The following is a 23650-nucleotide window of genomic DNA, read 5'->3' on the forward strand; positions in this document are numbered from 1 at the left end:
GTTTCAGCAGGACCCGCTCCAACAGGCCGCGCTCCCGCGGCCTGGGGGAACCACGGGCGAAGACGTGGCGGACGCGGGGCAACCCACAGCTGCTCCGGCGAGTCGTACCGGGTAATCAACACCCCGTTCGATTCCCGGAGTAGCCGTGCCCCAGCCCATGCCGCGCAGCCTGCGTCGTACCGTTGTCGTCGCGCTCGCCCTGCTCGCCGCCACCGGCACCGCACTCCCGACGGCCCAGGCCGGCCCCGCCACCACCGGGTCGCGGGACGACTTCAACGGCGACGGCTACGCGGACCTCGCGGTGGCCGCGCCCGAGGCCACCGTCGGAGGGAAGACGAAGGCCGGTTACGTGGCCGTGCTGTACGGCTCGGCGAAGGGCCTCGCCACCTCCTCCAGGCAGGTCTTCAGCCAGAACACCGCCGACATCCCGGGCGCCGCCGAGACCGGCGACGAGTTCGGCAGCGCGCTCGCCACCGCTGACCTCGACCGGGACGGCTACGCGGACCTGGTCGTCGGCGTGGCAGGCGAGGACACGGCCGCCGGGGGCGTCGACTCCGGGTACGTCCAGGTCGTCTGGGGCGGTCCCCAGGGGCTGTCGGGAGGCTCCTCGCTGGTCACGGCCGGCGATGCCGCGTACGGCAGGCTCGGCGGCCGGGGGAGGCTGACGGTCGGCGATGTCGACGGCGACGGGGCGTTCGACGTGGTGGCCACGGCGAGCGACTGGAGGCTCCGGGTCGCCAAGGGCCCCTTCGGGCGGGACGGCGCCTCGCACGGCGGGGAGCAGTTCGTCGGGATCGACGACTCCGACCCCCGCGTGCTGGACCTGGCCGTCGGTGACGTGAACGGCGACGGCGTCGACGACATCGTGGGCACCATGAACGACGGCGACGAGTACGACTTCCGCCGCATCGCGTACTGGCAGGGCACCCCGGACGGGCTCGCGCGGCGGACGGTGGTCCTCGGCGCCGACGGCCACCGGCTGCAGGGCGGCGAGTCCGTCGACCTCGGCGACGTGAACGGCGACGGGTACGAGGACATCGTCGTGGGCCGTCTCGACGGCTACGACAGCGACACCGTGACCCCGCTCGCCAAGGGCGGCCGGGTCGCCGTGGTCCCCGGCACCGCGTCCGGTCCCGACGGGACGCGGCCGACGTACCTCAACCAGGACAGCGCCGGGGTGCCGGGCGCCGCCGAACCCGGCGACGTCTTCGGCTCCGACGTCTCGGTCGCCGACGTCGACGGCGACGGCTACGACGACGTCGCGGCGGGCGTGCCCGGCGAGGACTTCGGCAGGCTGACCGGCGCCGGAAGCGTGGTCGTGCTGCGCGGTGGCGCCAAGGGCCTGACCGGTACCGGCGCCCAGGTGTTCAGCCAGGACACCGCGGGCGTGCCGGGCGCGGCGGAGAACTCCGACGCCTTCGGCCGGACGGCCCGTCTGCTCGACGCGAACCACGACGGCCGGGCCGAGCTCGCGGTGGGCGCGCCGGGCGAGAACGCCAATGCCGGATCGGTGTGGGTGTTCCGGTCGACGTCCTCCGGCATCACACCGACCGGTTCGTTCTCCTTCGGGGCCGGCACGCTCGGCGCGGTGGCGGCCGGCGCCCGGCTCGGGGCCGGGTTCGCGTACTGAACCACCGTGCGTCGTCACGGGTCTCCTGTTGTCCCTCATCTGTCATGCACGCGATGGCCCCCGTTCAGCGGGCGGACCGACCGAAGGCGTGAGCTTCCCCGTGTCCAAGAGACAAGCGAGGCAGGGGAGTTCGCCCGATGACCGGAGCAGTTACGTCCGACCGACGCCGTTTTCTGACGGCCGGCGCCGCCGTGCTCGGCGCCGCGGCCTCCGCCCAGCTGTGGCTGCCGCACACCGCCCGGGCAGCCGAAACCCCTCTGCCCGACGGCGTGTTCAGCCTCGGCGTGGCGTCCGGCGACCCGCTGCCGGACGGCGTCGTGCTGTGGACGCGGCTCGCCCCGGACCCGCTGAACGGCGGCGGCATGCCCAACGCGGTGGTGCCGGTGCGGTGGGAACTCGCCGAGGACGAGCGGTTCACCAAGGTCGTCCGGCGGGGCACCGCCCAGGCGCAGCCCGCATACGGGCACAGCGTTCACGTCGATGTACGGGGACTGCGCGCGGGCCGCACGTACTGGTACCGCTTCCGCACCGGCGGACAGCTCTCCCGCACCGGCCGCACCCGCACCGCGCCCGCCCGGCACAGCTCCGGCGGCGACCTGAGGATCGCGCTCGCCTCCTGCCAGAACTGGCAGCACGGCTACTTCACGCCGTACGCCGACATGCTGGCCCAGGACCCCGACGTGGTCCTCTTCGTCGGCGACTACATCTACGAGTCGACGCCGTCGGCGACTGCCGTACGACGTCACGAGGGCACCGGCGAGCCGTACAGCCTCACCCAGTACCGCAACCGGTACGCCCAGTACCGCACCGACCCCGACCTCGCGGCGATGCACGCGAACGCCCCCTTCGTGGTCACCTTCGACGACCACGAGGTCGACAACGACTTCGCCGGCGAGATCCCCCAGGACCCGGACAAGCAGACCCACGACGCGTTCGTGGCCCGGCTGACCGCGGCCTACCAGGCGTACTACGAGCACATGCCGGTGCGGGCGACGGCGGTCCCGAGCGGCCCGCACATCCGGATGCACCGCCGCCTGGAGTTCGGCCGGCTGGCCCGGCTCAACGTGCTGGACACCCGGCAGTTCCGCAGCGACCAGGCCACCAGCCAGGCCGGCGCCCAGGACCCGTCGCTGACCATGCTCGGCGCCGGCCAGAAGCAGTGGCTGCTCGACGGACTGCGCGACTCGCCCGCCCGCTGGAACCTGATCGCCTCTCAGATCATGATGGCCGAGACCGACCTCAAGGCCGGCGAGGGCAAACTCTGGTTCTACGACGCCTGGGACGGCTACCAGGCCGAACGCAACGCGTTCCTGAAGGAGTTCCGGACCGTGCGCAACCCGGTCGTGCTCACCGGCGACCGGCACCTGACGATGGTCAGCGACCTCAAGGAGGACTTCGCCGACCCGGACTCCGCCGTCGTCGGCGCCGAGTTCGTCGGCACCTCCGTCTCCAGCAACGGCGACCAGGACCAGGCCGCCTTCCACCAGGAGTGGGACCCGCGCCTGCCGGACAACCCGCACTGGAAGCTGCTCGACGCCCACCGCGGCTACCACCTGCTCGACGTCCGCCGCGACGGCATCGACGCGCGGGTGAGGATCGTGGACACCGTGGTGAAGCCGCAGGCCACGCCGAGCACGCTGGCCCGGCTGCGGGTCGACGCGGGCCGGCCCGGCGTCCGGCTGGTGTGACAGCCACGTGTGACCAGGCCGTAGGAAGCCTGTGTGACGGGAGCCCGGGACTCATCCGTGTCCCAGGTCTCTCTCAGCGCGGTCTCAGGAAGCGCTCTTACCGTCCTCTGACTATGGAGACGGACTGTACGAGACACGACGATCCGGTGAACACCGCGACCCTCCCGCTGCCCACCGGCACCCGGCTGCTGCACATAGGCCCGCACAAGACCGGCACGACCTCGATCCAGGGCGCGCTGTTCGCGGCGAAGGACGCGCTGCCCGAGCACGGCGTCGTCTTCCCGGCCTCCACCAGACACCCCATGGAAGCGGCCCTGGCCGCCTGCGCCCTCCCCGGCATGATGGGCAACACCAAGCCCACCGAGCGGCACTGGCGGCGCCTGGTGGACCAGGTGCACGCCACCGGCAGGCACACCGCGGTGATCAGCAGCGAGTTCTTCGCCGACGCCCCCGACGGCGAGACCGTCGCCCGGGTCGTCGAGGAACTCGGCGGCGACCCGGTGCACGTCCTGATCACCCTGCGCCCGCTGACGCGGATCATGCCCTCGCAGTGGCAGCAGTACGTGCAGAACGGCCTGCGCATGGGCTACGAGGACTGGCTGGAGCACATGCTCAGGAAGGCCCCGTACGAGAAGCCCAACCCCAGCTTCTGGCGCCGCCACCGGCACGACCGGCTGGTGGAGCGCTGGGCCCGGGTGACCGGCCCGGAGCGGGTCACCGTGGTCGTCGTCGACGACCGCGACCGGGACGGCCTGCTGCGCACCTTCGAACGGCTCCTCGGACTGCCGGCGAATCTCCTGCGGCCGGTTCCGGACGCGGTCAACCGTTCTCTTACCCTCGCCGAGACCGAAATGCTGCGGAATCTTAATGTGGAATTCCGCGGCAATGGGCTCCCGGACGAGCTCTATTCACAACTCGTCCGATACGGCGCCGTGATGCACATGAAGAACTCGTGCACCCCCGGTCCCGAAGACGTGAAGATCAGAACTCCCCGGTGGGCCGTCGAGGCCGCCGCCGGGATCGGCGCGGAGATGGCGGAGCGGATCGTTGGGGCGGGCGTACGCGTCCTCGGCGATCCGGCGCTGCTCTTCGCCGTGCCCGAGCCCGCCGGGCAGACGCCCGCTCAGCCTCTGCTCGGGCCCGAGGTGGCGGCCCAGGCGCTCTACGGCGTACTCGCGGCGGCCGCCGCGGCACCGGTCGGGCACACCGCGCCGGCGAAGGCGCGCACGGTTCACCAGACGTCCACGAAGGAGCTCGTGAGAGTGCTCGGGCACCGCTGTCTGAAGAAGCTGCGGCGCCGCTGAGTCCCTGTGCAGTTACTCACAGCAATTCCGTGGAGTCCATGGAAAGGTGCCTCTCAATCACCAGGAGTGCGAGGTGAATGACAGGTTGCGCGCACATATGCGGTGGACGGCGCTCACCTTGCACTGCGGTAACCCGAAGTGGGACCATTTCCACGTTCCCTGTCGTCCCGAGGTAGGTCACCTGTGTCCCAGCACTTCGCCAAGCCCCGTACCACCGCAGTGATCCTGGCCGGTGGCACCGGCCAGCGTGTGGGTCTTTCGATCCCCAAGCAGCTGCTGAAGATCGCCGGCAAGGCAGTCATCGAGCACACCCTGACCACTTTCGAGAAGGCCGACTCGATCGACGACATCATCGTGCTGATGGCACCGGGTTACGTGCCCGACATCGAGAAGATCGTCGCCAAGGCCGGGTTCCAGAAGGTCAAGAAGATCATCGAGGGTGGCGCCACCCGGAACGAGACCACCGAGCGCGCCATCGCCGCCCTGGGCGAGGGCCTGGCCGACGGCGAGGACGTGAACGTCCTGTTCCACGACGCCGTACGCCCCCTGCTGTCGCGGCGCGTCATCGACGACTGCGTCACGGCGCTCGAGCGCTTCCAGGCCGTCGACGTCGCCATCCCCTCCGCGGACACCATCATCGTCACGCGCACGCACGGCGACGACGGCGAGTTCATCACCGAGATCCCGGACCGCTCCCGCCTGCGCCGCGGCCAGACCCCGCAGGCCTTCAAGCTGTCCACGATCCGCCGCGCCTACGAGGTCGCCGCCGGCGACCCCAACTTCCAGGCCACGGACGACTGCTCGGTCGTGCTCAAGTACCTGCCGGACGTGCCGATCCACGTCGTCGCGGGCGACGAGTACAACATGAAGGTCACTCAGCCCGTCGACGTCTTCATCGCCGACAAGCTCTTCCAGCTGGCCTCCACAGCGACGCCCGAGCAGAAGAGCGAGGAGCTGTACCGCGAGCTCCTCACCGGCAAGACCGTCGTCGTCTTCGGCGGCTCGTACGGCATCGGCAAGGACATCGCCGAACTCGCCGAGTCCTACGGCTCCAAGGTGTACGCGCTCGGCCGCTCCACCACCGGCACCCACGTCGAGAACCCGGAGGAGGTCGACGACGCCCTCTCCAAGGCGTACGCCGAGACCGGACGCATCGACTACGTGGTGAACACCGCGGGCGTGCTGCGCATCGGCAAGCTGGCCGAGACCGACAACGCGACCATCGAGGAAGCGCTGAAGGTCAACTACCTGGCCCCGGTACAGATCGCCCGCTCGTCGTACAAGTACCTCGCCGAGACCAAGGGCCAGCTGCTGCTGTACACCTCCAGCAGCTACACCCGCGGCCGCGCCGAGTACAGCCTCTACTCCTCGACCAAGGCGGCCATGGTGAACCTCACCCAGGCCCTGTCCGACGAGTGGGCCGGCGACGGCGTCCGCGTCAACTGCGTCAACCCCGAGCGCACCGCCACGCCGATGCGCACCAAGGCGTTCGGCCAGGAGCCGGCGGGCAGCCTGCTCTCCTCCGAGGCCGTCGCCCGCACCTCGCTCGACGTGCTCCTGTCGGAACTGACCGGGCACGTCATCGACGTCCGCCAGCAGGACCCGACCGCGTCCGCCGGACAGGCGACCGGTTTCGAGCAGGCGCTGGCCAGTGTCCTGGATCGTCAGGACGGCGTGGCATAATCAACATCAATTAGTCGTCTGTCATTCAGGCCTCTGTGGCTGCCCGTTCGCGGAGCATTCGCAGGGGCCTGAATCCGTAAAATTCCCGGACCGTGCACAAGCTTTTTTCCGGATTTTTTCGACTTTCACAAACCGGCCCCCCTCCAAGAGCAGGTTCCTCCGTGATAAGCACCGCTATTCGCGTCGCCCGGGTGGGCAGCGCGGCAGAGCTGGCCGCGGCGGCCCTCATGATCCTGGGCTACCCCGCCCTCATGCTGGCCGCACTCGTTCCGAGCGTCCCCGCCTTCGCGGCCGCGACCGCCGTGACGTACCTGGCGGACCACTATCTGCACCGCAAGGGCAGCTATCTCATCAACCGCCTCAGCAAGGTGCGAGCCGGCCTGTCGATCCGCTTCCTGATCAGACAGCTCCTGCTGATCCTGCTGCTGGCCCGCCTCTCCCTCTCGGACGGCCTGGTCTTCTACGGAGCGACCGCCTGCTTCATCGCCTTCTACGGTCTCCAGGCCCCGCACGGCGCGCTGGTCACCCTGATCCGCAACCGCCGCCGGATGCCGGTCGCCACCCGCAACGTCGACCTCGCCTCGCGCGTGCGCATCCCGGACGCCCCGCCGCAGCGACTGCTGAACCGCTCGGCCGAGAAGATGCTCCACCTCGACCTCGCCGCCGTGATCGGCATACTCGTCTCCGCCGCCCTGGACTCCGCCCTCGCCGGTTTCATCGGCATCGGCGTCACCCTGGTCCTGGGCTCCCTGTACGTGGCGGCGCTGCTGCCCTACGTGCGCGGCCGGAAGATCCCGCCCACCGCCGAGAAGGTGCTGGACGCGGTCGACGACTGGCTGCGCGAGTACCGGCCGGAGACGGTGCTGTACTTCTCCGGCTCCAAGGACTCGGCGTACCAGGTCAACATGTGGCTGGAGACCATGGAGCAGCTGGACTCCAAGCCGCTGATCATCCTGCGCGAGCGGGTCATCCTGGCCAACCTGGCGCCCACCACGGTCCCCGTCATCTGCGTGCCCGGAGGGGTGCACCTGATGAACATGGACCTGTCCAACGTGCGGGTCGCGCTGTACGCGGCGAACGTCGGAAAGAACATCCACCTGCTGCGCGTGCCGACCATGAAGCACGTCTTCATCGGCCACGGTGACAGCGACAAGCTGGCCAGCGTGAACCCGTTCAGCAAGGTGTACGACGAGGTGTGGACCGCCGGCCGCGCGGGCCGCGACCGCTACGCCATCGCCGACGTCGGTGTCCGCGACGAGGACATCGTCGAGGTCGGCCGCCCGCAGCTGGCCCCGATCCGGACCTGGCAGGGCACACCGGACGGCGCTCGCGGCGCGGCCGCCGACGGAGACTGCCCCACGGTGCTCTACGCCCCCACCTGGGAGGGCTGGGACGGCAATCCGGGCAACACCTCGCTCGTCCTCGCCGGCGAGAACATCGTGAAGAAGCTGGTGAAGGCCGACCCGCCGGTCCGCGTCCTGTACAAGCCGCACCCCTTCACGGGCACCGTCAGCGCCGAGGCCGGTGCCGCGCACCGGCGGATCACCTCCCTGGTCAAGAAGGCCGCCGCCGCGCGCGCCGCCGACCCCCGCTTCACGACCGACGCCGCCACCCAGGCCCAGGCCAAGGCGGATCTGGTCCGGATCGAGGCCCGGATCGCCGAGCTGGTTGGCAACGGCGGCGAGAAGGGCGACGAGGCCGAAGCCACCCGCGACGGCCTGGTCGACGTCAAGAAGCACGAGGAGATCGCCCGGCTGCGGGGCGAGTGGAACGACGCGTACTGGCGTTCCTTCCCCACCTGGGAGCACCGGGTGGTCACGGGCGCCGAGCCGCGCCTGTACGACTGCTTCAACGTCTCCGACGCGATGGTCTCCGACATCTCCAGCGTGGTCTCCGACTTCATCGCGAGCGGCAAGCCGTACGCGGTCACGGACTCCGCCGAGCTCGGCGTGGAGGAGTTCAAGCGGCAGAACACCGCCGTGCGCGCCGCGGTGATCCTGTCCAACAGCGCGGCCGAGCTGGGCGCGCTGCTCGACGCGGTCCGCGACCCGGCGGCCGACCCGCTGGCCGAGGACCGCGGCGAGCTGAAGCAGTACCTGCTGGGTCCGGACGAGCCGACGTCCATCGAGCAGTTCAACACCGCGGTGGCCAACCTCGCGATCAAGGCCGAGACGCGCAATGTCGGCCAGGAGTCGCGGGCGGTGACCGGAGCGGCGGAGGCCGCTGAGGCCGAGGCGGAGCTGGCGAACGCGGTGCCCGCGCCCGGCACCTCGCCGGCCGGCGAGGCGGACGGTCTGACGGCGTGAGCGTGGACTGACGGCGCCCTTGCCGAAAGGGCCCGGCTTTCGAGGGAGTGATCCTCGAAAGCCGGGCCCTTTTGCGTATGTCCTGGTGTGCGCGTCGGCGCGTGGACCGGCGCCTGTGAGCTGGCTCACGAAACCAGGTTGCCGAGGCAACCGCTTGACCTGGTCGTCCGTCTACCAAGTAGCCAATGAGGCGATACGGGGGAAATGTCTGTGACGAGGGGGAAGTGTGACCGTGACGCAGCCTGATGTGAGCGTGATCATCGGGGCGTACGAAGCGATGCCGTACCTGGTCGACTGCCTCGCTTCGGTCGAGGCGCAGACCATCGGTCCGGAGCGCATCGAGGTCATCGCGGTCGACGACGGTTCGACGGACGGGACCGGGGAGTACCTGGAGGAGTTCGCGGCCCGCGCGGCCATGCCGGTCACGGTGATCCGGCAGGACAACTCCGGAGGCCCCAGCGGCCCGCGCAACGTCGGCCTCGGCAAGGCCGCCGGGCGCTACGTCTTCTTCCTCGACGCCGACGACCGGCTCGGCCCCGAGGCCCTGCGGAGCATGGTCGCCATGGCCGACGAGAACGGCACGGACGTCGTCCTCGGCAAGGTCGAGGGCGTCAACCGGTCCGCGCCGAAGTCGATGTGGAACAGCTCGGTGGGGCGCACCGACGTCTTCTCCTCCAACATCAAGTTCACCCTGAGCGCGCAGAAGCTGTTCCGCCGCGCCCTGCTGGAACACCACAGCATGCGCTTCGACGAGTCCCTGTGGACCGGCGAGGACGCCCTGTTCACGCTGGAGGCCTACCTGCGCGCGGACGGCGTCTCCGTGGTCGCCGACCACACCTGCTACTACCTGGTGGGCCGCGAGGACGGCAAGCACGTGACGAAGAGCGGCGGTTACGCCCTGCGCTTCGACTCCGCGCGGGCCCTGATGACCCTGATCGCCGACATGCTCCCGCCGGGCCCGAAGCGGGACGTGCTCATGGTCCGGCCCTTCCTCGTCACGCTGTTGGCGCAGTTCGGCCCCCGCTACCTCAAGGACAGCGAAGAGGTCCGGCGGCACAAGTTCGAACTGGCGAAGCCGCTGATGGACGCCTACTGGAACGAGAACGTGGCCCGCCGCCTCAGAGTCCACGAGCGGCTGCGGCTGCACCTGGTCGCCGCCGGGCGGCCCGACCTCCTCAAGGAGGTCGTGGAGTTCGTGCGGGCGAAGAAGGAGGCGTCGGCCGTCCTGGAGAAGAAGGGCCGCCGCCTCTACCTCGCCTACCCCCACTTCCGCGACCTCTCGGCCGGCATTCCCGACGCGGTCTACCTCGCCGACGCCCGCGAGGCCCGTACCTTCCCGGGCTATCGCGAGGGCACCGTCGACAGGTTCGTGCAGCGGGCGGCACGCAAGGTGCGGCGGGTGCTGCCGGCCCGGGAGGGTGGCGCGCCGGGCGGGCGGGCCGCGGCGGCCTGATCTCCCGGGGAGTTCACGCGGACGGTGCGGCGGGCTCGGCCACGCTCTCGTGACGCGGCCTCGGGATTTCCGACGCCGGCCGGTCCGCCATCCGCACCTGGTGCCGCCGCGCCGCCGCGCACAGTTCCCGTGCGGCCTTGTTGAAGCGCACCTGTGAGGCCGGCTCGTCCGGCCCCAGCAGATGCCGCTTCAACTCGGCGCGGGCCTCGGCCAGTTCGTCCTTCTCCGGGTGCCGTACGGCCTCCAGCAACTCGGGCACCCCGCCCGCGTCCGGTGCCAGCACGGTCGCCGCCCGTACCGTCGGGAAGGTCTCGCGGAACGTCTCCCTGGGCAGCCCGCTGGTGTTGGCCACCGCGTACGGTTTTCCGCTCGCCAGGAAGTCGCTGACCACGCTCGACACGTCACTGATCAGCAGATCGGCACGGTTGAAGCAGGAGTACAGCGCGGGCCGGACGTCCGTCACGACCTGGTGCTCCCACTCCGGCAGCGAGGCCCAGTACGCCTCCTCCCAGGCCTCCGTCGCCCGTGCCACCGCCTCGGCCCGCCCGGGCTCGGGCGTGGACTGCAGCAGCATCCGCTCGACCTGGTCGGCGGCGGACCGGCAGTCGATCGAGATGAGGGTGTCCAACTCCTTGGTGCGACGGCCCAGTTCGCCGTCGTCGACCGGCCGGGCCCCGGTGCGCTCCCGGTTCGCCGCCCGGACCAGCTCACGGATGCGCAGGTCCGCCTCCCCGGCACGCGGGTCCACGGAACCCGTCAGCGGGTGCGGCTTGTACAGCAGCCGTACGCCCGGGTCCGCCAGCAGCGCCCGTACGAGGTTCTCGCCGGCCTCGACCACCGACGTGTTGCCGGGGTTGCCGTCCCAGCCCTCCCAGGTGGGCGCGTACAGGACGGTGGTGTAAGTCCCCGTCGGCGGCCCCGCGTAGGGCCGTACGGCGTCCAGCTGCGGGCGGCCGATCTCCACCACGTCCTTGTCCTCGACGCCGACCTCGGCCAGCGCGTAGCGCTCGCGCGCCGCCGGACCGGCCACCCACACCTCGTCGTACGCCTTCGCGTACGGGTTGCAGGAGGACAGCTTGTCGCTCTCGCCGTGGTTGACGAAGGTGTGCTTGAGGGTGGGGATGCGCAGGACCTGGGAGGTCTTGCCGGAGTTGGAGGGATGCACGAGGACCTGGAGCGTGGACTGCTCCAGGCGCATCAGCGTGGACACCTTCGGCAGGCAGACGATCGGCACGTCGGTCGCGGCGATCTTCTGCACCATGAAGCGTTCCCGCAGCACGATCAGCGGGCGGCCCTCCAGCTGCGCGAGCGGCTCCAGCCACATGTTCGCCTGGTACGCCGAGGACGCGCCGCCGGAGAAGTAGAGGCCGATGGTCGGCTTGTACTCGGCCAGCCATGCGTCGAACCAGTCGACCACCTCCTGCTCGCCCACCGGACGGCGGCTCGGCAGCAGCCGTACCAGAAGGTCGAACAGGCCCATCACCGCGAGCCCGAGGGACAGGGCGATCCCCAGGGCCGCGCAGCGCAGGTCGTCGGTGGCCACCGTGGCCAGCAGGCCGGCCGTGGACGGCAGACCGAAGACCAGCAGGCGGTGGCCGGGGCGGCGCAGCAGGACGGGCGGGGCCGAGGACAGGCGCAGCGCGGAGGCGTCGATGTTGCGGGTGACCACCGGCAGGGTGCGGGTGCGGCGGACCAGGACGGAGAGCGCCTGGATCGCGCAGTGCAGCGCGTAGAAGGCGAGCAGGCCGGCGACGAGCGGGGCGTAGACCGTCTCCCGGTGCTGCTCGCCCAGCCGCAGCAGACCGAAGACCAGCAGCAGGTCGCGCAGGACGTGCCGCACGGTGAGGTCGGCGTGCGACTTGGCGAGCACCGTCACCATGCCGCGCTGCCACCGGTGCAGCACGCCCTCCGCGGCCACCGAGGCGACGGTCGCGACGAGCAGCAGCGGCAGGTGGGGCAGGAGCGCCCCGACGGCCTGGACGGTGAAGGCGGCCGCGAACAGGGCGGTGAGCAGCGCGCGGGGCGCGTGCCGGCGGAGGAGGAGCCCGGTCGGGGTGGTCAACCGGGCGCGGAACAGTCCGGCGAGCCGCCGACGGGGGCGTTCCGGCGTCGCCCGGCGAAGCCGGAGTCTCGCCGTGCGGCGGCGGGGGAGGGGTTCGGACACTGCGGTCACTCCAAGGTTCGGCGCAGGACGTCGTGCGCCCGGGTTAACGCCCGCCGACCACCGGACGACACGCACGTGTCCGACAGCCCCTGGAGTGACGCGGGGCGCGTTACCCCCGCCCCGACCCGATCACCTTCCGGATCGGCCCGCCCACCATCCGCCGGGCCCGCCGGTACACCGACGTCGACGCTCCGGTCGCCGCCGCCCCCGGCCTGGTTCGCGCCAGCTCCCGCTTCAACGTGTCGTTGTCCTTGGCGAGTTCGCCGATACGGCTGTGCAGCCAGCCGAAGCGCGTGGTGAGCGAGGCGAGGTCGGTGTCGTTCCAGGGGCGGATGCCGGCCGGGAAGGACAGCGAGCGCATGCGGTCGTCGAAGGCGGTGCCGCCGTCGCCGTGCGTGAAGGTGTTCTGCAGGCCGTTGCGGTCGAGGAACTCGGTGAAGCGCTCGAAGCGCTCGTGGTGGCCGCTGACCAGAGAGGTGAAGTCGGCCTCCTCGTACAGCTGCGCCGGGTCCAGGTCGGCGGGCAGTTTGTTGATGGGGCGGTGCGGGATCCCGAAGTAGCGGCACAGCTCCAGCGTCCGCGAGTCACCGCACAGCACGGTCGCGGGCGTGCCCGCCAGCAGCGCGGCGATGTTGCCGTGGATGCGGGAGCCGAAGGAGAAGTCGAAGCCGCGCAGGTCGTCGATCCAGGTGACGGGGTCGACGTAGACCCGGGCCTTGCCCTCCTGGTACATCGGGTGGTCGGGGTGCGTCGGCATCGACGTCACCCGGCCGTTCGCGTCGGACAGGTCCCGCCAGTGCAACTGCCGTGCGTCGCTGATGTTCTGGCCGATGAAGCGCAGGTGCGGATAGCGCTCGTGGGTACGGCGGATGATCCGGTCCAGGCCCTGCTTCTGCACCGCGCTGTGCGAACCGTTGACCGCGATGCGGGAGTCGGCGGTCAGCGCCGGCACCCGCTTCTCCACGGTGAGTTCCTTGCCGTACAGGAACAGTGACGGGCAGCCGATCACCTCGACGTCCCGGAATCCCATGTCCGACAGGTACTTCTCGGTGAACTCGCCCCGGACCCCGATCGAGGCGCTGCGGTCGAGCACCGCGGAGACGAACTCGCGCACCGACGGCTCCATGGCCTTCAGCCGTGCCGGGTTGTAGTCGAGCCCGGACTGAGCGCCGACGCCGACCACCACGACCGGGATCCGCAGCTTGCCGATCAGCCGGGTCAGCCGCTTCAGCTGCGTCTCGAACGACGGCCGGAACGCGTTCGCCAGCGGGACGACGAAGGCGTCGTACTCCTCGTTGATCCGGCCCGCCGCGGCCACCTCGGTCCTGATCCCGTTGGAGACCACCTCGGTCCCCGGTACTTCGAGGATCTTGTGGGTGGCGTCACTGAAGATCAGATTGCCGGAGTTGGTGGCGATGACGTCCTGGTCAAGGGCTTCCTCGAGGGGGACGACGTCGTAGGGGCTTTTGCCCGACCTGAGGAGTATCCGCTTCGAGCGGCGAACAGAGTGCGACACAGAGTTCAATTTAAGTTTTGCAAGACTTTCATTTCTAGAAGCAACCAGCACAACCTTTTTGCCGTATGCGAAGCGTGAGCAAAGAGTGACGTTGCCGCATGTCCGGGGGCTGGACCGACGCGCGCCGCCCGGCCCCGTTCGCGTAGATTGCGCAGGAGCCGAGGTGCGAGGGGACGGAACGCAAGGTGGCAGGGGCAAGGCAGGCTGTGAGCGAGGCCCGCAGGATCGTCGTCAAGGTGGGTTCCTCGTCGCTGACCACCGCCTCGGGCGGCCTGGACGCCGACCGGGTGGACGCGCTCGTCGACGTCCTCGCCAAGAGCCGCAGCGGCGGGGAGAAGGAGATCGTCCTCGTCTCCTCCGGCGCCATCGCCGCGGGTCTCGCCCCGCTGGGGCTGCGCCGCCGGCCCAAGGACCTGGCCCGCCAGCAGGCCGCCGCCAGCGTCGGCCAGGGGCTGCTGGTCGCCCGCTACACCGCCTCCTTCGCCCGCTACGGCGTGCGCGTCGGCCAGGTGCTGCTGACCTCCGACGACATGAGCCGGCGCGCCCACCACCGCAACGCCTCCCGCACCCTCGACAAGCTGATCGCCATGGGCGCGTTCCCGATCGTCAACGAGAACGACACCGTGGCCACCGACGAGATCCGCTTCGGGGACAACGACCGGCTCGCCGCGCTCGTCGCCCACCTCGTCCACGCCGACCTACTGGTGCTGCTGTCCGACATCGACGGCGTGTACGACGGCGACCCCAGCAAGCCGGGCACCTCGCGGATAGCGGAGGTGCGCCGGCCCGCCGACCTCTCCGGAGTGGACATCGGCAGCGCCGGCAAGGCGGGCGTCGGCACCGGCGGCATGGTCACCAAGGTCGAGGCGGCCCGGATCGCGGCCGCCGCCGGCATCCCCGTCGTGCTGACCAGCACGATCCACGCCGCCGACGCGCTGTCCGGCGGCGACACCGGCACCTACTTCCACCCCGCCGACAAGCGCTCCGCCGACCGGATGCTGTGGCTCCAGCACGCGTCCACCCCGCAGGGTTCCCTGACCCTGGACGACGGGGCGGTACGGGCCGTCGTGGACCGCCGCAAGTCCCTGCTGCCGGCCGGGATCGCCTCCGTCGAGGGCGAGTTCACCGCGGGCGACCCGGTGGAACTGCGGGACGGCGAGGGGCACGCCGTGGCCCGCGGACTCGTCAACTTCGACGCCAAGGAGATTCCCCGGCTGATCGGCCGCTCCACCCGGGAACTCGCCCGTGAGCTGGGCCCGGCGTACGAGCGCGAGGTCGTGCACCGGGACGACCTGGTGATCCTGCACCCCTGAACACCGCTCGCATCGGGCTGCCGCACCCCACGGCGGGGCCGGCACTCCCCTCACGAGGTCCTCGCACTCCGGGGCGAGACCGCGCGGCGGCGGGAGGCGTAGCCACGCCCCATGGAGGGGTCGTCGCACCCGGAAACACGGGCGTCGCATCCGAAAACTTGGGCGTCGCATCCGAAAACGGCGTCGCCGTACCCGAAAACGGGGTGAACGCCCTGACAATGGCGTCGCCCTCAGGTGGACGTTCCGCAAAACCGCCACGCGGACGCCCCCGGCCTGCTCAACTTTGTCTTCAGGGACACGTTCCGCAGGACCACGAGCGCGAGCACTGCTCGGCCATGGGGTAAAGGAGGCCGTCGTGAGACGAGTGCGCCCTGGGGCGTCGGCGGCCCGCGGGGATACCGGCGGTGCCTCCTCGCGCGCTGTCGGCGAGGAGCGTGCCCTGACCAGCGTCGCGGCGGGCGACCGGTACGAGGAGCCGGAGGACCTGCCACGTCTGTGGCACGTCACCCTCAGCGTCTCCGGCAAGGAGGCCCCGCTGAAGGAGGTCCGGCGCGGCCTCGAACAGCTGGCCCACGACCATCCCTTCCTGCTGACCAGCCGGTATGCCAACGACCATGCGGAGATCCGCTACTGGGAAGAGGCCCGCGACCTGCACGACGCGGCCGCCGTCGCCCTGCGCCTGTGGGGCGAGCACCGCCAGACCGCCAAGCTCCCGCCCTGGGAGATCGTCGGCCTGGAGGTCATCGATCGCGAGACCTACCACCTGCGCCTCGCCGAGGGGTTCGGACCGGCCCCGGCGACACCGGTGGGGGTTCATCCCTTTTGACCGTGTCTCGCGGTGTGGAATGCCCGGTGGACGTGCCCGCCCGGCGCACTACGCTTCCCTCATGACCACGCTTTCTCCGTACGACTCGATGTCCCCGGTCACCCAGGCCGCCTACCGCGCCAAGGCCGCCGCCGCCGACCTCGCGCCGCTGCCGCGGGCCGACAAGGACGACGCGCTGCTCGCCATCGCGGACGCGCTGGAGGTCCGTACGAGCGAGATCGTCGAGGCCAACGCCAAGGACATCGCCACGGCCCGCGAGGCCGGCACCAGCGAGGCCATCATCGACCGGCTGACGCTGACGCCGGAGCGCGTGCGGGCCATCGCCTCCGACGTGCGGGACGTCGTGGCGCTGCCCGACCCGATCGGCGAGGTCGTCCGCGGCTCCACCCTGCCCAACGGCATCGACCTGCGGCAGGTCCGCGTCCCGCTCGGCGTCGTCGGGATCATCTACGAGGCCCGCCCGAACGTCACGGTCGACGCCGCCGCCCTCTGCCTGAAGTCCGGCAACGCGGTACTGCTGCGCGGATCGGGCTCCGCGTACGAGTCGAACAGCGCGCTCGTGCGGGTGCTGCGCGACGCCGTGGGCGGGGCCGGGCTGCCCGCCGACGCCGTGCAACTGGTGCCCGGCGAGAGCCGCGACAGCGTGCGCGAGCTGATGCGGGCCCGCGGCCTGGTCGACGTGCTCATCCCGCGTGGCGGCGCCTCCCTCATCCAGACCGTCGTCACCGAGTCGATCGTCCCGGTCATCGAGACCGGCACCGGCAACTGCCATGTCTACGTCGACGCGAACGCCGACCTCGACATGGCGATCGACATCCTGATCAACTCCAAGGCGCACCGCGTCAGCGTCTGCAACGCCGCCGAGACGCTTCTCGTCCACCAGGACATCGCCGCACGGTTCCTGCCGCGGGCCCTGGACGCCCTCGCGGAGGCCGGAGTGACCGTGCACGCCGACGAGCGGGTGCTGGCATATGCCAAGGACTCCAAGGCCACCGTCGTCGAGGCGACGCCGGAGGACTGGGAGACCGAGTACCTCTCCCACGACATCGCCGCGGCCGTCGTCGACTCCCTGGACCGGGCCGTCGAGCACATCCGCCTGTGGACGTCCGGCCACACCGAGGCCATCGTCACGACCTCCCAGCAGGCCGCCCGCCGCTTCACCCAGCTGGTCGACTCCACCACCGTCGCGGTCAACGCCTCCACCCGGTTCACCGACGGCGGCCAGTTCGGTTTCGGCGCGGAGATCGGCATCTCCACGCAGAAGCTGCACGCCCGCGGCCCGATGGGTCTGCCCGAGCTGACCAGCACCAAGTACATCGTCACCGGCGACGGGCACGTACGGCGCTGAGGCGCCCGGCCCAGGCGCCCGACACGGCGCGGGCGCCCGGCACACACCTCGGGCGCCCGTCCGTGCCGCAGAAGAGATGTCTGAACGACCGGATGAATTTCCATACCGTCTGCCCAAATTGACCCCCTCGGTCTACTCTGGGTCCGTGCCGGAGGACGTGGGGGGCACGCCGTTCCCTGACGGCTGGGAGCCCGACGACGACCACGACCGCGGGGTGTCGGACGAAGAGTTCGCCTCCGTGGTCTTCGACGAGGCCTTCGTGCAGGCGGNCCTCGGTCTACTCTGGGTCCGTGCCGGAGGACGTGGGGGGCACGCCGTTCCCTGACGGCTGGGAGCCCGACGACGACCACGACCGCGGGGTGTCGGACGAAGAGTTCGCCTCCGTGGTCTTCGACGAGGCCTTCGTGCAGGCGGCCGTGGTGCACGAGCCGACCGCCGTCGAACGCCTCCTTGCCGCCGCACAGGCGAGAGCGGAGGCCTCCGAGGCCGAGGCCCGCCGAGCGGCACTCGGCAGGGGCGAGCACTACGATGACGGGTACGGCCCCGACGGTTCCGCCGGATTCGGCCATGATCCGGAACTCGACGACCTGGACGACGCCGACGTCCTCGAAGGCCGCTACGGCGCCCCCGGGGCCTACGGCAAACCGGCCCGCTGGCACCGTCCCGTCGCCTGGATGCTCGCCCTCGTGATGGGGATCGGCATGGTCGCGCTGGCCTTCGCGGCGGTCTACCGCAGCGCCTCCTCCGGCGGTGACCAGGTTCCGCCGCCCGCCTCGACCGGCCTGGAACAGGGCACCGCGGCGGCGCCCTCCGCCTCCGCCGACTACTCCCAGCCGGCCGTCTCCGCAATCCCGCGCACGCCCTGAACGGCGGGCCGGAGCCCGGGGCCGGTTCTGGTGAGGACCTGTCAGAAGTTGTCGCGCAGCGGGGCGTTTACCCGAGCGCCCGGCGACCTACCCTGAAGGTATGGGCGGGCCTGGAAACCCACCTGAGGGGACACCCGAGGGCGGCCCCGGAGGTGGAGAGGACGAGTACCGATCCGTCGTCTTCGACGAGTCGTTCGTCCGCGCTGCCCGCCTCCAGGAGTTCTCCGCGCAGGAGCGCATCGCCGACCACGCGCCCGCCGTCCGCCGCCGCCCCCCGCTGCGCCGCGGCCTGTCCCGGCAGGCGCTGATCCTGGTCATGCTGATCGCCGTCGCCTTCGGCACCGCCGTCTACATGGGTGTACGGCACCCCTACCAGGCGCCCGCCGCCCGGCAGCCCGTCGAGCCCCTGCGGATGACCGTCATCCCGCTCGCCCCCGAGGGCAAGGTGCCCGGCCACGCCGACCCCGAGCACCTGTACGCGCACAGCCCCGCCGCCCAGTACCGCATCGGTGCCGAGGGGATACCGCTGCCCGCCTCCCGGCGCACCGCGCACTTCTCGGACAGCCAGGTGGTCGCCGCGCTGACCACCGCCAAGGACTACATCGTCCGCTCCTCGCTCTACCCGGAGGTCCTCACCGGAGAGCAGGTCCGTCCCGTGCGTGTCCTGCTCGACGCCGACCAACTCGACCAGTTCGACGAGGGTTTCGACCGCCCGGCCGCCGACGGACGGCACGCTCCCACCGGATGGCTGGTGCGCTTCGACCCGTCCGCCGCCGAGCTGGCCGACGCCAGGATCCGGGTCCAGGGCACGCTCCAGGCCGCCGAGACCGACTCGTCCACGCTCGAGGTCACCGCCGACCACACCTTCGTGTACGCGCTACGGCCCACCGGCTCCGGCGACAAGGCCCAGGCGTCCTTGTTCACCGTCCGCCGCGAGCTGCACTTCCGCTTCGACACCGACGACCTGCGCCTGCACACGGCCCAGCTCGTCGTCTCCTACGTCCAGGCCGGGCCCTTGTCCTGCGCCGAGGACTCCACCGACCACCTGCGCCCGCTGCTCGCGGGCCAGACCGCCAAGGAAGGCGGCCCGGCCGGCACGGACCCCTACGCGACGGGCGGCGCGACGGCGCTGTGCGGGTCGCTGGCGACGAACGCGCAGCCGAAGGTGTGAGCGGCCGGGGGTGAGCGCTGACGGGGGTGAGCAGCCGGAGGGCCCTGTGGTGGCCTTCCCGGTGGTTCGGTCCCGTCGGCCGCGGTGAACCCGCGGTCAGTCGTCGTCCCTGGGGGGCGTGTCCGTCCCGCTCCCGTTCGCCGGGCCCGGCCTGTCCGTCGGCGGCTGGTCCTGCGGTGCCGGACTCGCGAAGCCGCCGAAGCCGCGCCGCACCCTTCCGCCCAGGTCTCCGGCCCCGCCGGCGAGGTCGCTGACCAGCTTCATCAGCGGGTCCTTGGAGGTCTTGACGTTGCTGGCGTAGCTCGCCGCCGACTCGCGGAACGAGTCCGTGACCGAGGTGTCCTTGTCCTCGCTGCGCCGCGGGTAGTGGCCGTCCATGATCCGCTGGTAGTCCCGGGACTCGGACCACTTCTTCAGCTCGGCGGCCCGGATGGTGGTGAAGGGGTGGGAGCGCGGCAGCACGTTCAGGATCTTCAGCACGGAGTCGCGCAGGTCGCCGCCGGCCTCGTACTCCTCGGCCTGCTTCAGGAACGAGTCCACGTTCATCTCGTGCAGGTGGTTCCCGCCGGCGAGCTTCATCAGGCCGCGCATCGAGGCCGTGAGGTCCTGCCCGACCAGGAGGCCCGCGCGGTCGGCGGACAGCTCCGACTTGCGGAACCACTCGCGCAGCGCGGTCACGATCGCCATGATCGCCAGGTTGCCGAGCGGGATCCAGGCCACCTTGAGGGCGAGACTGGTCAGGAACAGCAGGATGGTGCGGTAGACCGAGTGGCCGGACAGGGCGTGGCCCACCTCGTGCCCGATCACCGCCCGCATCTCCTCCTCGTCGAGCAGTTCGACCAGGCCCGTGGTGACGACGATGATCGGCTCGTCCAGGCCGATGCACATCGCGTTGGGCTGCGGGTTCTGGCTGACGTACATCGGCGGGACCTTCTCCAGGTCCAGGATGTAACAGGCGTCCCGCAGCATGTCGTTGAGGTGCGCGAACTGCTGGTCGGAGACACGCACCGAGTCCGAGAGGAACAGCAGCCTGAGGCTGCGCTCGGGCAGCAGACCGCTGAGCGCCTTGAAGACCGTGTCGAAGCCGCTCAGCTTGCGCAGTGCCACCAGGGCGGAGCGGTCGGCCGGGTGCTCGTACGCCCGCGAGGAGATCCCCGGGAAGCGCCTGCGCTGCCTGCTCGGCACGTTCTCGTGCCCGGTGTGCTGGTGGCCGTCGGACATGTCTTCCCCCATGTGCGTGTGAGTGGCCCTTTGCGGACCCTTGTGCGGTCCTTTGCGCCCCCGAAGCGGAGCCCAGCCTAGGCGGAGTTACCGTGGACGGGCACTACAGCGAGAAGGAGTTCCGCGCCATGGAGCACAACCCCCGGGCCGCCTGGCTCGCCGAGGCCGCGCGCGCCGCCGAGCAGCAAGGGGCCGGGAATCTGCTCCGGGTCGTACTGATCGTGATGGTGCTGGGCTGTGTGCTGACCGCGTGGTTCCTGCTGCGGGGATACAAGCGGAAAGACGACTGAGCCGGGGCGAAGGTTCCCAATGCCGGAGTCGGCGTGATCGGCGTCGGACCGCCCGCTTACGATGAGCCGACGTCTTTATCCCGCCCACACCGGATAGGTCCTGCCGAAGATGAGCTTCCACAGCACCGCTGCCCAGTTGGTCACCCTCGCCGCCGAGGGAGAGGAGCACGGTGGCAACCACGAGAGCCTCGACCCGCTGGTGACCGGCGGCGCCGCCTTCCTCATCCTGCTGCTTCTGCTGTGGATCACCACCCGTTTCAACCGCGACCGCTGAGGCCCCCGGTGCCCATAGCCGGGCACTTCGGGCATCCTCCGACCGGCGCCCTCAGGCCGGGCCGGTAGGGTCTGCACGCATGGGAGAGCAGGACATGCCTACCGGTCCGGCGAACGACACGCCGAACGGCACGGAAGACCGCCCGGTGAACGGTGCCGACAACCGTCCGTCGAGCGCCCTCGGCAACGGACCGTCGGGCTCCGGCAAACGCCGTCTCGGCGTCATGGGCGGAACCTTCGACCCGATCCACCACGGGCACCTGGTGGCGGCCAGCGAGGTCGCCGCGCAGTTCCACCTGGACGAGGTGGTGTTCGTCCCGACCGGCCAGCCGTGGCAGAAGAGCCACCGCAAGGTCTCCCCGGCCGAGGACCGCTACCTGATGACGGTCATCGCGACCGCCGAGAACCCCCAGTTCTCGGTCAGCCGCATCGACATCGACCGCGGCGGCGCCACCTACACCGCGGACACCCTGCGCGACCTGCGCGCGCTCAACCCCGACACCGACCTCTTCTTCATCACCGGCGCCGACGCCCTGGGCCAGATCCTGACCTGGCGGGACGCGGAAGAGCTGTTCTCCCTCGCGCACTTCATCGGGGTCACCCGGCCGGGCCACGTCCTGTCCGACTCCGGTCTCCCGGAGGGCGGCGTCTCGCTCGTCGAGGTCCCCGCCCTCGCCATCTCCTCCACCGACTGCCGGGCGAGAGTCGCCAAGGGCGACCCCGTCTGGTACCTGGTGCCGGACGGAGTCGTGCGTTACATCGACAAGCGCGAGCTGTACCGCGGCGAGTGAGCCGAGAGGGGCACCGGTGAACGACCGATACGACGCGGGATACGGCGGCAATCGCGACGACCAGTACGAACTCGTCGGCTACGACGAGTACGGCCGGCCGATGTACCGGCCGGTCCCGCCGCAGCAACACCAGCAGGCCCCCCAGCAGCCGTACGACCCGTACGCGCAGCAGGGTTACGGCTACGACCCGTACGCCTCGGGCGGGCAGCAGCAGGCCCCCGCGTACGACCCGTACGACACCGGCAGGCAGGCACCCGTGCCGCCGCCCTACGACCCCTACGGCACCGGTGTCCAGCAGGGCGGCGGGCCGGCGCCGTCGTACGACCCCTACGGCCAGACCGCCACCAGCGGGCAGCAGCCCCGCGTCGCCGAGCAGACGGCCTACATCCCCCCGCAGGCCGGCCCGGCCGTGGAAGCGGACGCCCCCGGGCAACGCCGCCGCTCCGGCGCCGACGAGGATTACCGGCCCGAGCGTGAACGGGAGTTCCACACCGAGCAGTTCGCCTTCGTCGAGGAGCCCGACGGCGACTCCGAGGACGTCATCGACTGGCTGAACTTCACCGAGAACCGCACCGAGCGCCGCGAGGGGGCCAAGCGCCGCGCCCGCAGCCGCCTCGTCGCCCTCGTGGTGGTCCTGGCGCTGGTCGCGGTCGGCGGTGTCGGCTACCTCTGGTACGCCGGGAAGCTGCCCGGAGTGTCCTCGTCCCCGGACGCGAAGACCGGCACGGCCACCGCCGTCGGAGCCCAGAACCGCGACGTGATCGTCGTCCACCTGCACAACACCGCGCAGGGTGGCACGTCCACGGCCCTGCTCGTCGACAACACCACCACCAAGCAGGGCACCACCGTCCTGCTGCCCAACTCCCTCGTCCTCACGGACGACGGCGGCACCACGACCACCCTCGCCAAGTCGGTCGAGGACGACGGCTCCTCCGGTACCCGGGACTCCCTCGACGGCGTCCTCGGCACCGACATCGAGGGCACCTGGCGCCTCGACACCCCCTACTTGCAGAACCTGGTCGACCTCGTGGGCAACATCGAGGTCGACACCAACGCCGACGTGCCCGACCCGGAAGCCAAGAAGGGCCAGGCACCCCTGGTGAAGAAGGGGAAGGCCCAGACGCTCAGCGGCAAGACGGCCGTCGCCTACGCCACCTACCGGGCCTCCGGCGAGGCCCAGAACGCACAGCTGGAGCGGTTCGGCCAGGTCATGCAGGGTGTGCTGCGCAAACTGTCCTCGGACCCCACGGCCGCCACGACCACCGTGCAGACGCTGGCGCAGATCCTCGACCCGTCGCTCACCGACAAGGACCTCGGCACCTTCCTCGCCAAGCTCGCCGACCGGGCCAAGGGCGGCGACTACAAGACCGCGCTGCTGCCCGTGCGGACCGACGGCACCCTGAGCGCACAGGCGAGCGACAGCGTCGTCAAGGACGTGCTCGGCGGTACCGCGAAGAGCCCCGACAAGGACGCCGCGGTCAGCGTCTCCGTCCAGAACGCCACCGGCGTCAAGGACAACACCGAGAAGGCCCGTGTCGTCCTCCTCAACGGCGGCTTCAGCTTCCTGGAGGGCGGCACGGCCTCCTCGGCCCGGGCCACCTCCAAGGTCGTCTACGCCGACGCCGCCGACAAGGAGAACGCCACCGAGGTCGCCAAGACCCTGGGCCTGGACGCCGGCTCCGTCACCAAGGGCAAGGTCTCGGGGAGCGCGAACGTGGCCGTGGTCCTCGGCCAGGACTACGAGCCGGCCTCCTCCTGACCGAGCCGGCCGGGGCCCGCCCCACGTGATCCCCTGATCGCGTGGGGC

General features: G+C 70.8%; 18 protein-coding genes and 1 pseudogene. 16 read left to right on the top strand and 3 right to left on the bottom strand.

What is annotated here, in order from left to right:
- Positions 1 to 145 precede the first annotated feature (145 nt).
- From ACWBNA_RS41655 to ACWBNA_RS41680, 6 genes are all read left to right on the top strand, one after another.
- Positions 146 to 1630, top strand: coding sequence for an FG-GAP-like repeat-containing protein (locus tag ACWBNA_RS41655; protein WP_482709797.1), 1485 nt, complete (start codon positions 146 to 148; stop codon positions 1628 to 1630).
- Between the two features lie 137 nt (positions 1631 to 1767).
- Positions 1768 to 3318 carry an alkaline phosphatase D family protein gene (locus tag ACWBNA_RS41660; RefSeq protein ID WP_482709798.1) on the top strand — a complete coding sequence of 517 codons (1551 nt, stop codon included), beginning with the start codon at positions 1768 to 1770 and terminating at the stop codon, positions 3316 to 3318.
- Between the two features lie 113 nt (positions 3319 to 3431).
- Positions 3432 to 4622, top strand: coding sequence for a hypothetical protein (locus ACWBNA_RS41665; protein ID WP_482709799.1), 1191 nt, complete (start codon positions 3432 to 3434; stop codon positions 4620 to 4622).
- Between the two features lie 183 nt (positions 4623 to 4805).
- Complete coding sequence (locus ACWBNA_RS41670; RefSeq protein WP_482709800.1) at positions 4806 to 6305, top strand: SDR family NAD(P)-dependent oxidoreductase; 1500 nt, start codon at positions 4806 to 4808, stop codon at positions 6303 to 6305.
- A 191-nt stretch (positions 6306 to 6496) separates the two neighbouring features.
- The gene (locus ACWBNA_RS41675; RefSeq protein ID WP_482709820.1) at positions 6497 to 8611 is read left to right on the top strand and encodes a hypothetical protein; all 2115 of its coding nucleotides are present in this window, start codon (positions 6497 to 6499) and stop codon (positions 8609 to 8611) included.
- Between the two features lie 226 nt (positions 8612 to 8837).
- Positions 8838 to 10064, top strand: coding sequence for a glycosyltransferase family 2 protein (locus ACWBNA_RS41680; protein WP_482709801.1), 1227 nt, complete (start codon positions 8838 to 8840; stop codon positions 10062 to 10064).
- Between the two features lie 13 nt (positions 10065 to 10077).
- On the opposite strand, the gene ACWBNA_RS41685 is transcribed toward ACWBNA_RS41680, so the two are convergent.
- Positions 10078 to 12066 (bottom strand): hypothetical protein, encoded by a 1989-nt coding sequence (locus tag ACWBNA_RS41685; protein WP_482709821.1) that lies wholly within the window; start codon positions 12064 to 12066, stop codon positions 10078 to 10080.
- Between the two features lie 271 nt (positions 12067 to 12337).
- The gene (locus ACWBNA_RS41690; RefSeq protein WP_482709802.1) at positions 12338 to 13744 is read right to left on the bottom strand and encodes a polysaccharide pyruvyl transferase family protein; all 1407 of its coding nucleotides are present in this window, start codon (positions 13742 to 13744) and stop codon (positions 12338 to 12340) included.
- A gap of 206 nt (positions 13745 to 13950) precedes the next feature.
- Here ACWBNA_RS41690 and proB point away from each other — a divergent pair, with 206 nt between their 5' ends.
- The 6 genes and pseudogenes from proB (at position 13951) to ACWBNA_RS41720 (ending at position 19268) form a co-directional block, all read left to right on the top strand.
- Positions 13951 to 15057 carry a glutamate 5-kinase gene (gene proB, locus ACWBNA_RS41695; RefSeq protein WP_482709803.1) on the top strand — a complete coding sequence of 369 codons (1107 nt, stop codon included), beginning with the start codon at positions 13951 to 13953 and terminating at the stop codon, positions 15055 to 15057.
- A 364-nt stretch (positions 15058 to 15421) separates the two neighbouring features.
- Positions 15422 to 15883: a hypothetical protein gene (locus ACWBNA_RS41700; protein WP_482709822.1), complete on the top strand. Its 462-nt coding sequence runs from the start codon at positions 15422 to 15424 to the stop codon at positions 15881 to 15883.
- Between the two features lie 61 nt (positions 15884 to 15944).
- Positions 15945 to 17231 (top strand): glutamate-5-semialdehyde dehydrogenase, encoded by a 1287-nt coding sequence (locus ACWBNA_RS41705; RefSeq protein ID WP_482709804.1) that lies wholly within the window; start codon positions 15945 to 15947, stop codon positions 17229 to 17231.
- A 145-nt stretch (positions 17232 to 17376) separates the two neighbouring features.
- Positions 17377 to 17505 (top strand): annotated as a pseudogene (locus ACWBNA_RS41710) (SCO2584 family spore wall biosynthesis protein); the annotation flags it as partial.
- Between the two features lie 16 nt (positions 17506 to 17521).
- The gene (locus tag ACWBNA_RS41715; RefSeq protein WP_482709805.1) at positions 17522 to 18097 is read left to right on the top strand and encodes an SCO2584 family spore wall biosynthesis protein; all 576 of its coding nucleotides are present in this window, start codon (positions 17522 to 17524) and stop codon (positions 18095 to 18097) included.
- A 100-nt stretch (positions 18098 to 18197) separates the two neighbouring features.
- Positions 18198 to 19268, top strand: a complete 1071-nt coding sequence (locus ACWBNA_RS41720; RefSeq protein ID WP_482709806.1) for an SCO2583 family membrane protein — start codon at positions 18198 to 18200, stop codon at positions 19266 to 19268.
- Between the two features lie 96 nt (positions 19269 to 19364).
- Here ACWBNA_RS41720 and ACWBNA_RS41725 read toward each other — a convergent pair whose 3' ends face one another.
- Complete coding sequence (locus ACWBNA_RS41725; protein ID WP_482709807.1) at positions 19365 to 20501, bottom strand: M48 family metallopeptidase; 1137 nt, start codon at positions 20499 to 20501, stop codon at positions 19365 to 19367.
- A gap of 80 nt (positions 20502 to 20581) precedes the next feature.
- On the opposite strand from ACWBNA_RS41725, the gene ACWBNA_RS41730 reads away from it, so the two are divergent.
- The 4 genes from ACWBNA_RS41730 (at position 20582) to ACWBNA_RS41745 (ending at position 23602) form a co-directional block, all read left to right on the top strand.
- A complete protein-coding gene (locus ACWBNA_RS41730) occupies positions 20582 to 20779 on the top strand; it encodes a hypothetical protein (RefSeq protein ID WP_482709825.1) in 198 nt (65 codons plus the stop codon).
- Positions 20780 to 20888: 109 nt separating this feature from the next.
- Positions 20889 to 21053, top strand: a complete 165-nt coding sequence (locus tag ACWBNA_RS41735; RefSeq protein WP_031051387.1) for a hypothetical protein — start codon at positions 20889 to 20891, stop codon at positions 21051 to 21053.
- A gap of 79 nt (positions 21054 to 21132) precedes the next feature.
- A complete protein-coding gene (nadD, locus tag ACWBNA_RS41740) occupies positions 21133 to 21843 on the top strand; it encodes a nicotinate-nucleotide adenylyltransferase (protein ID WP_482709808.1) in 711 nt (236 codons plus the stop codon).
- 16 nt (positions 21844 to 21859) lie between these two features.
- Complete coding sequence (locus ACWBNA_RS41745) at positions 21860 to 23602, top strand: LCP family protein (protein ID WP_482709809.1); 1743 nt, start codon at positions 21860 to 21862, stop codon at positions 23600 to 23602.
- Positions 23603 to 23650 lie beyond the last annotated feature (48 nt).

The sequence above is a fragment of the Streptomyces sp. Q2 genome (assembly GCF_056820935.1).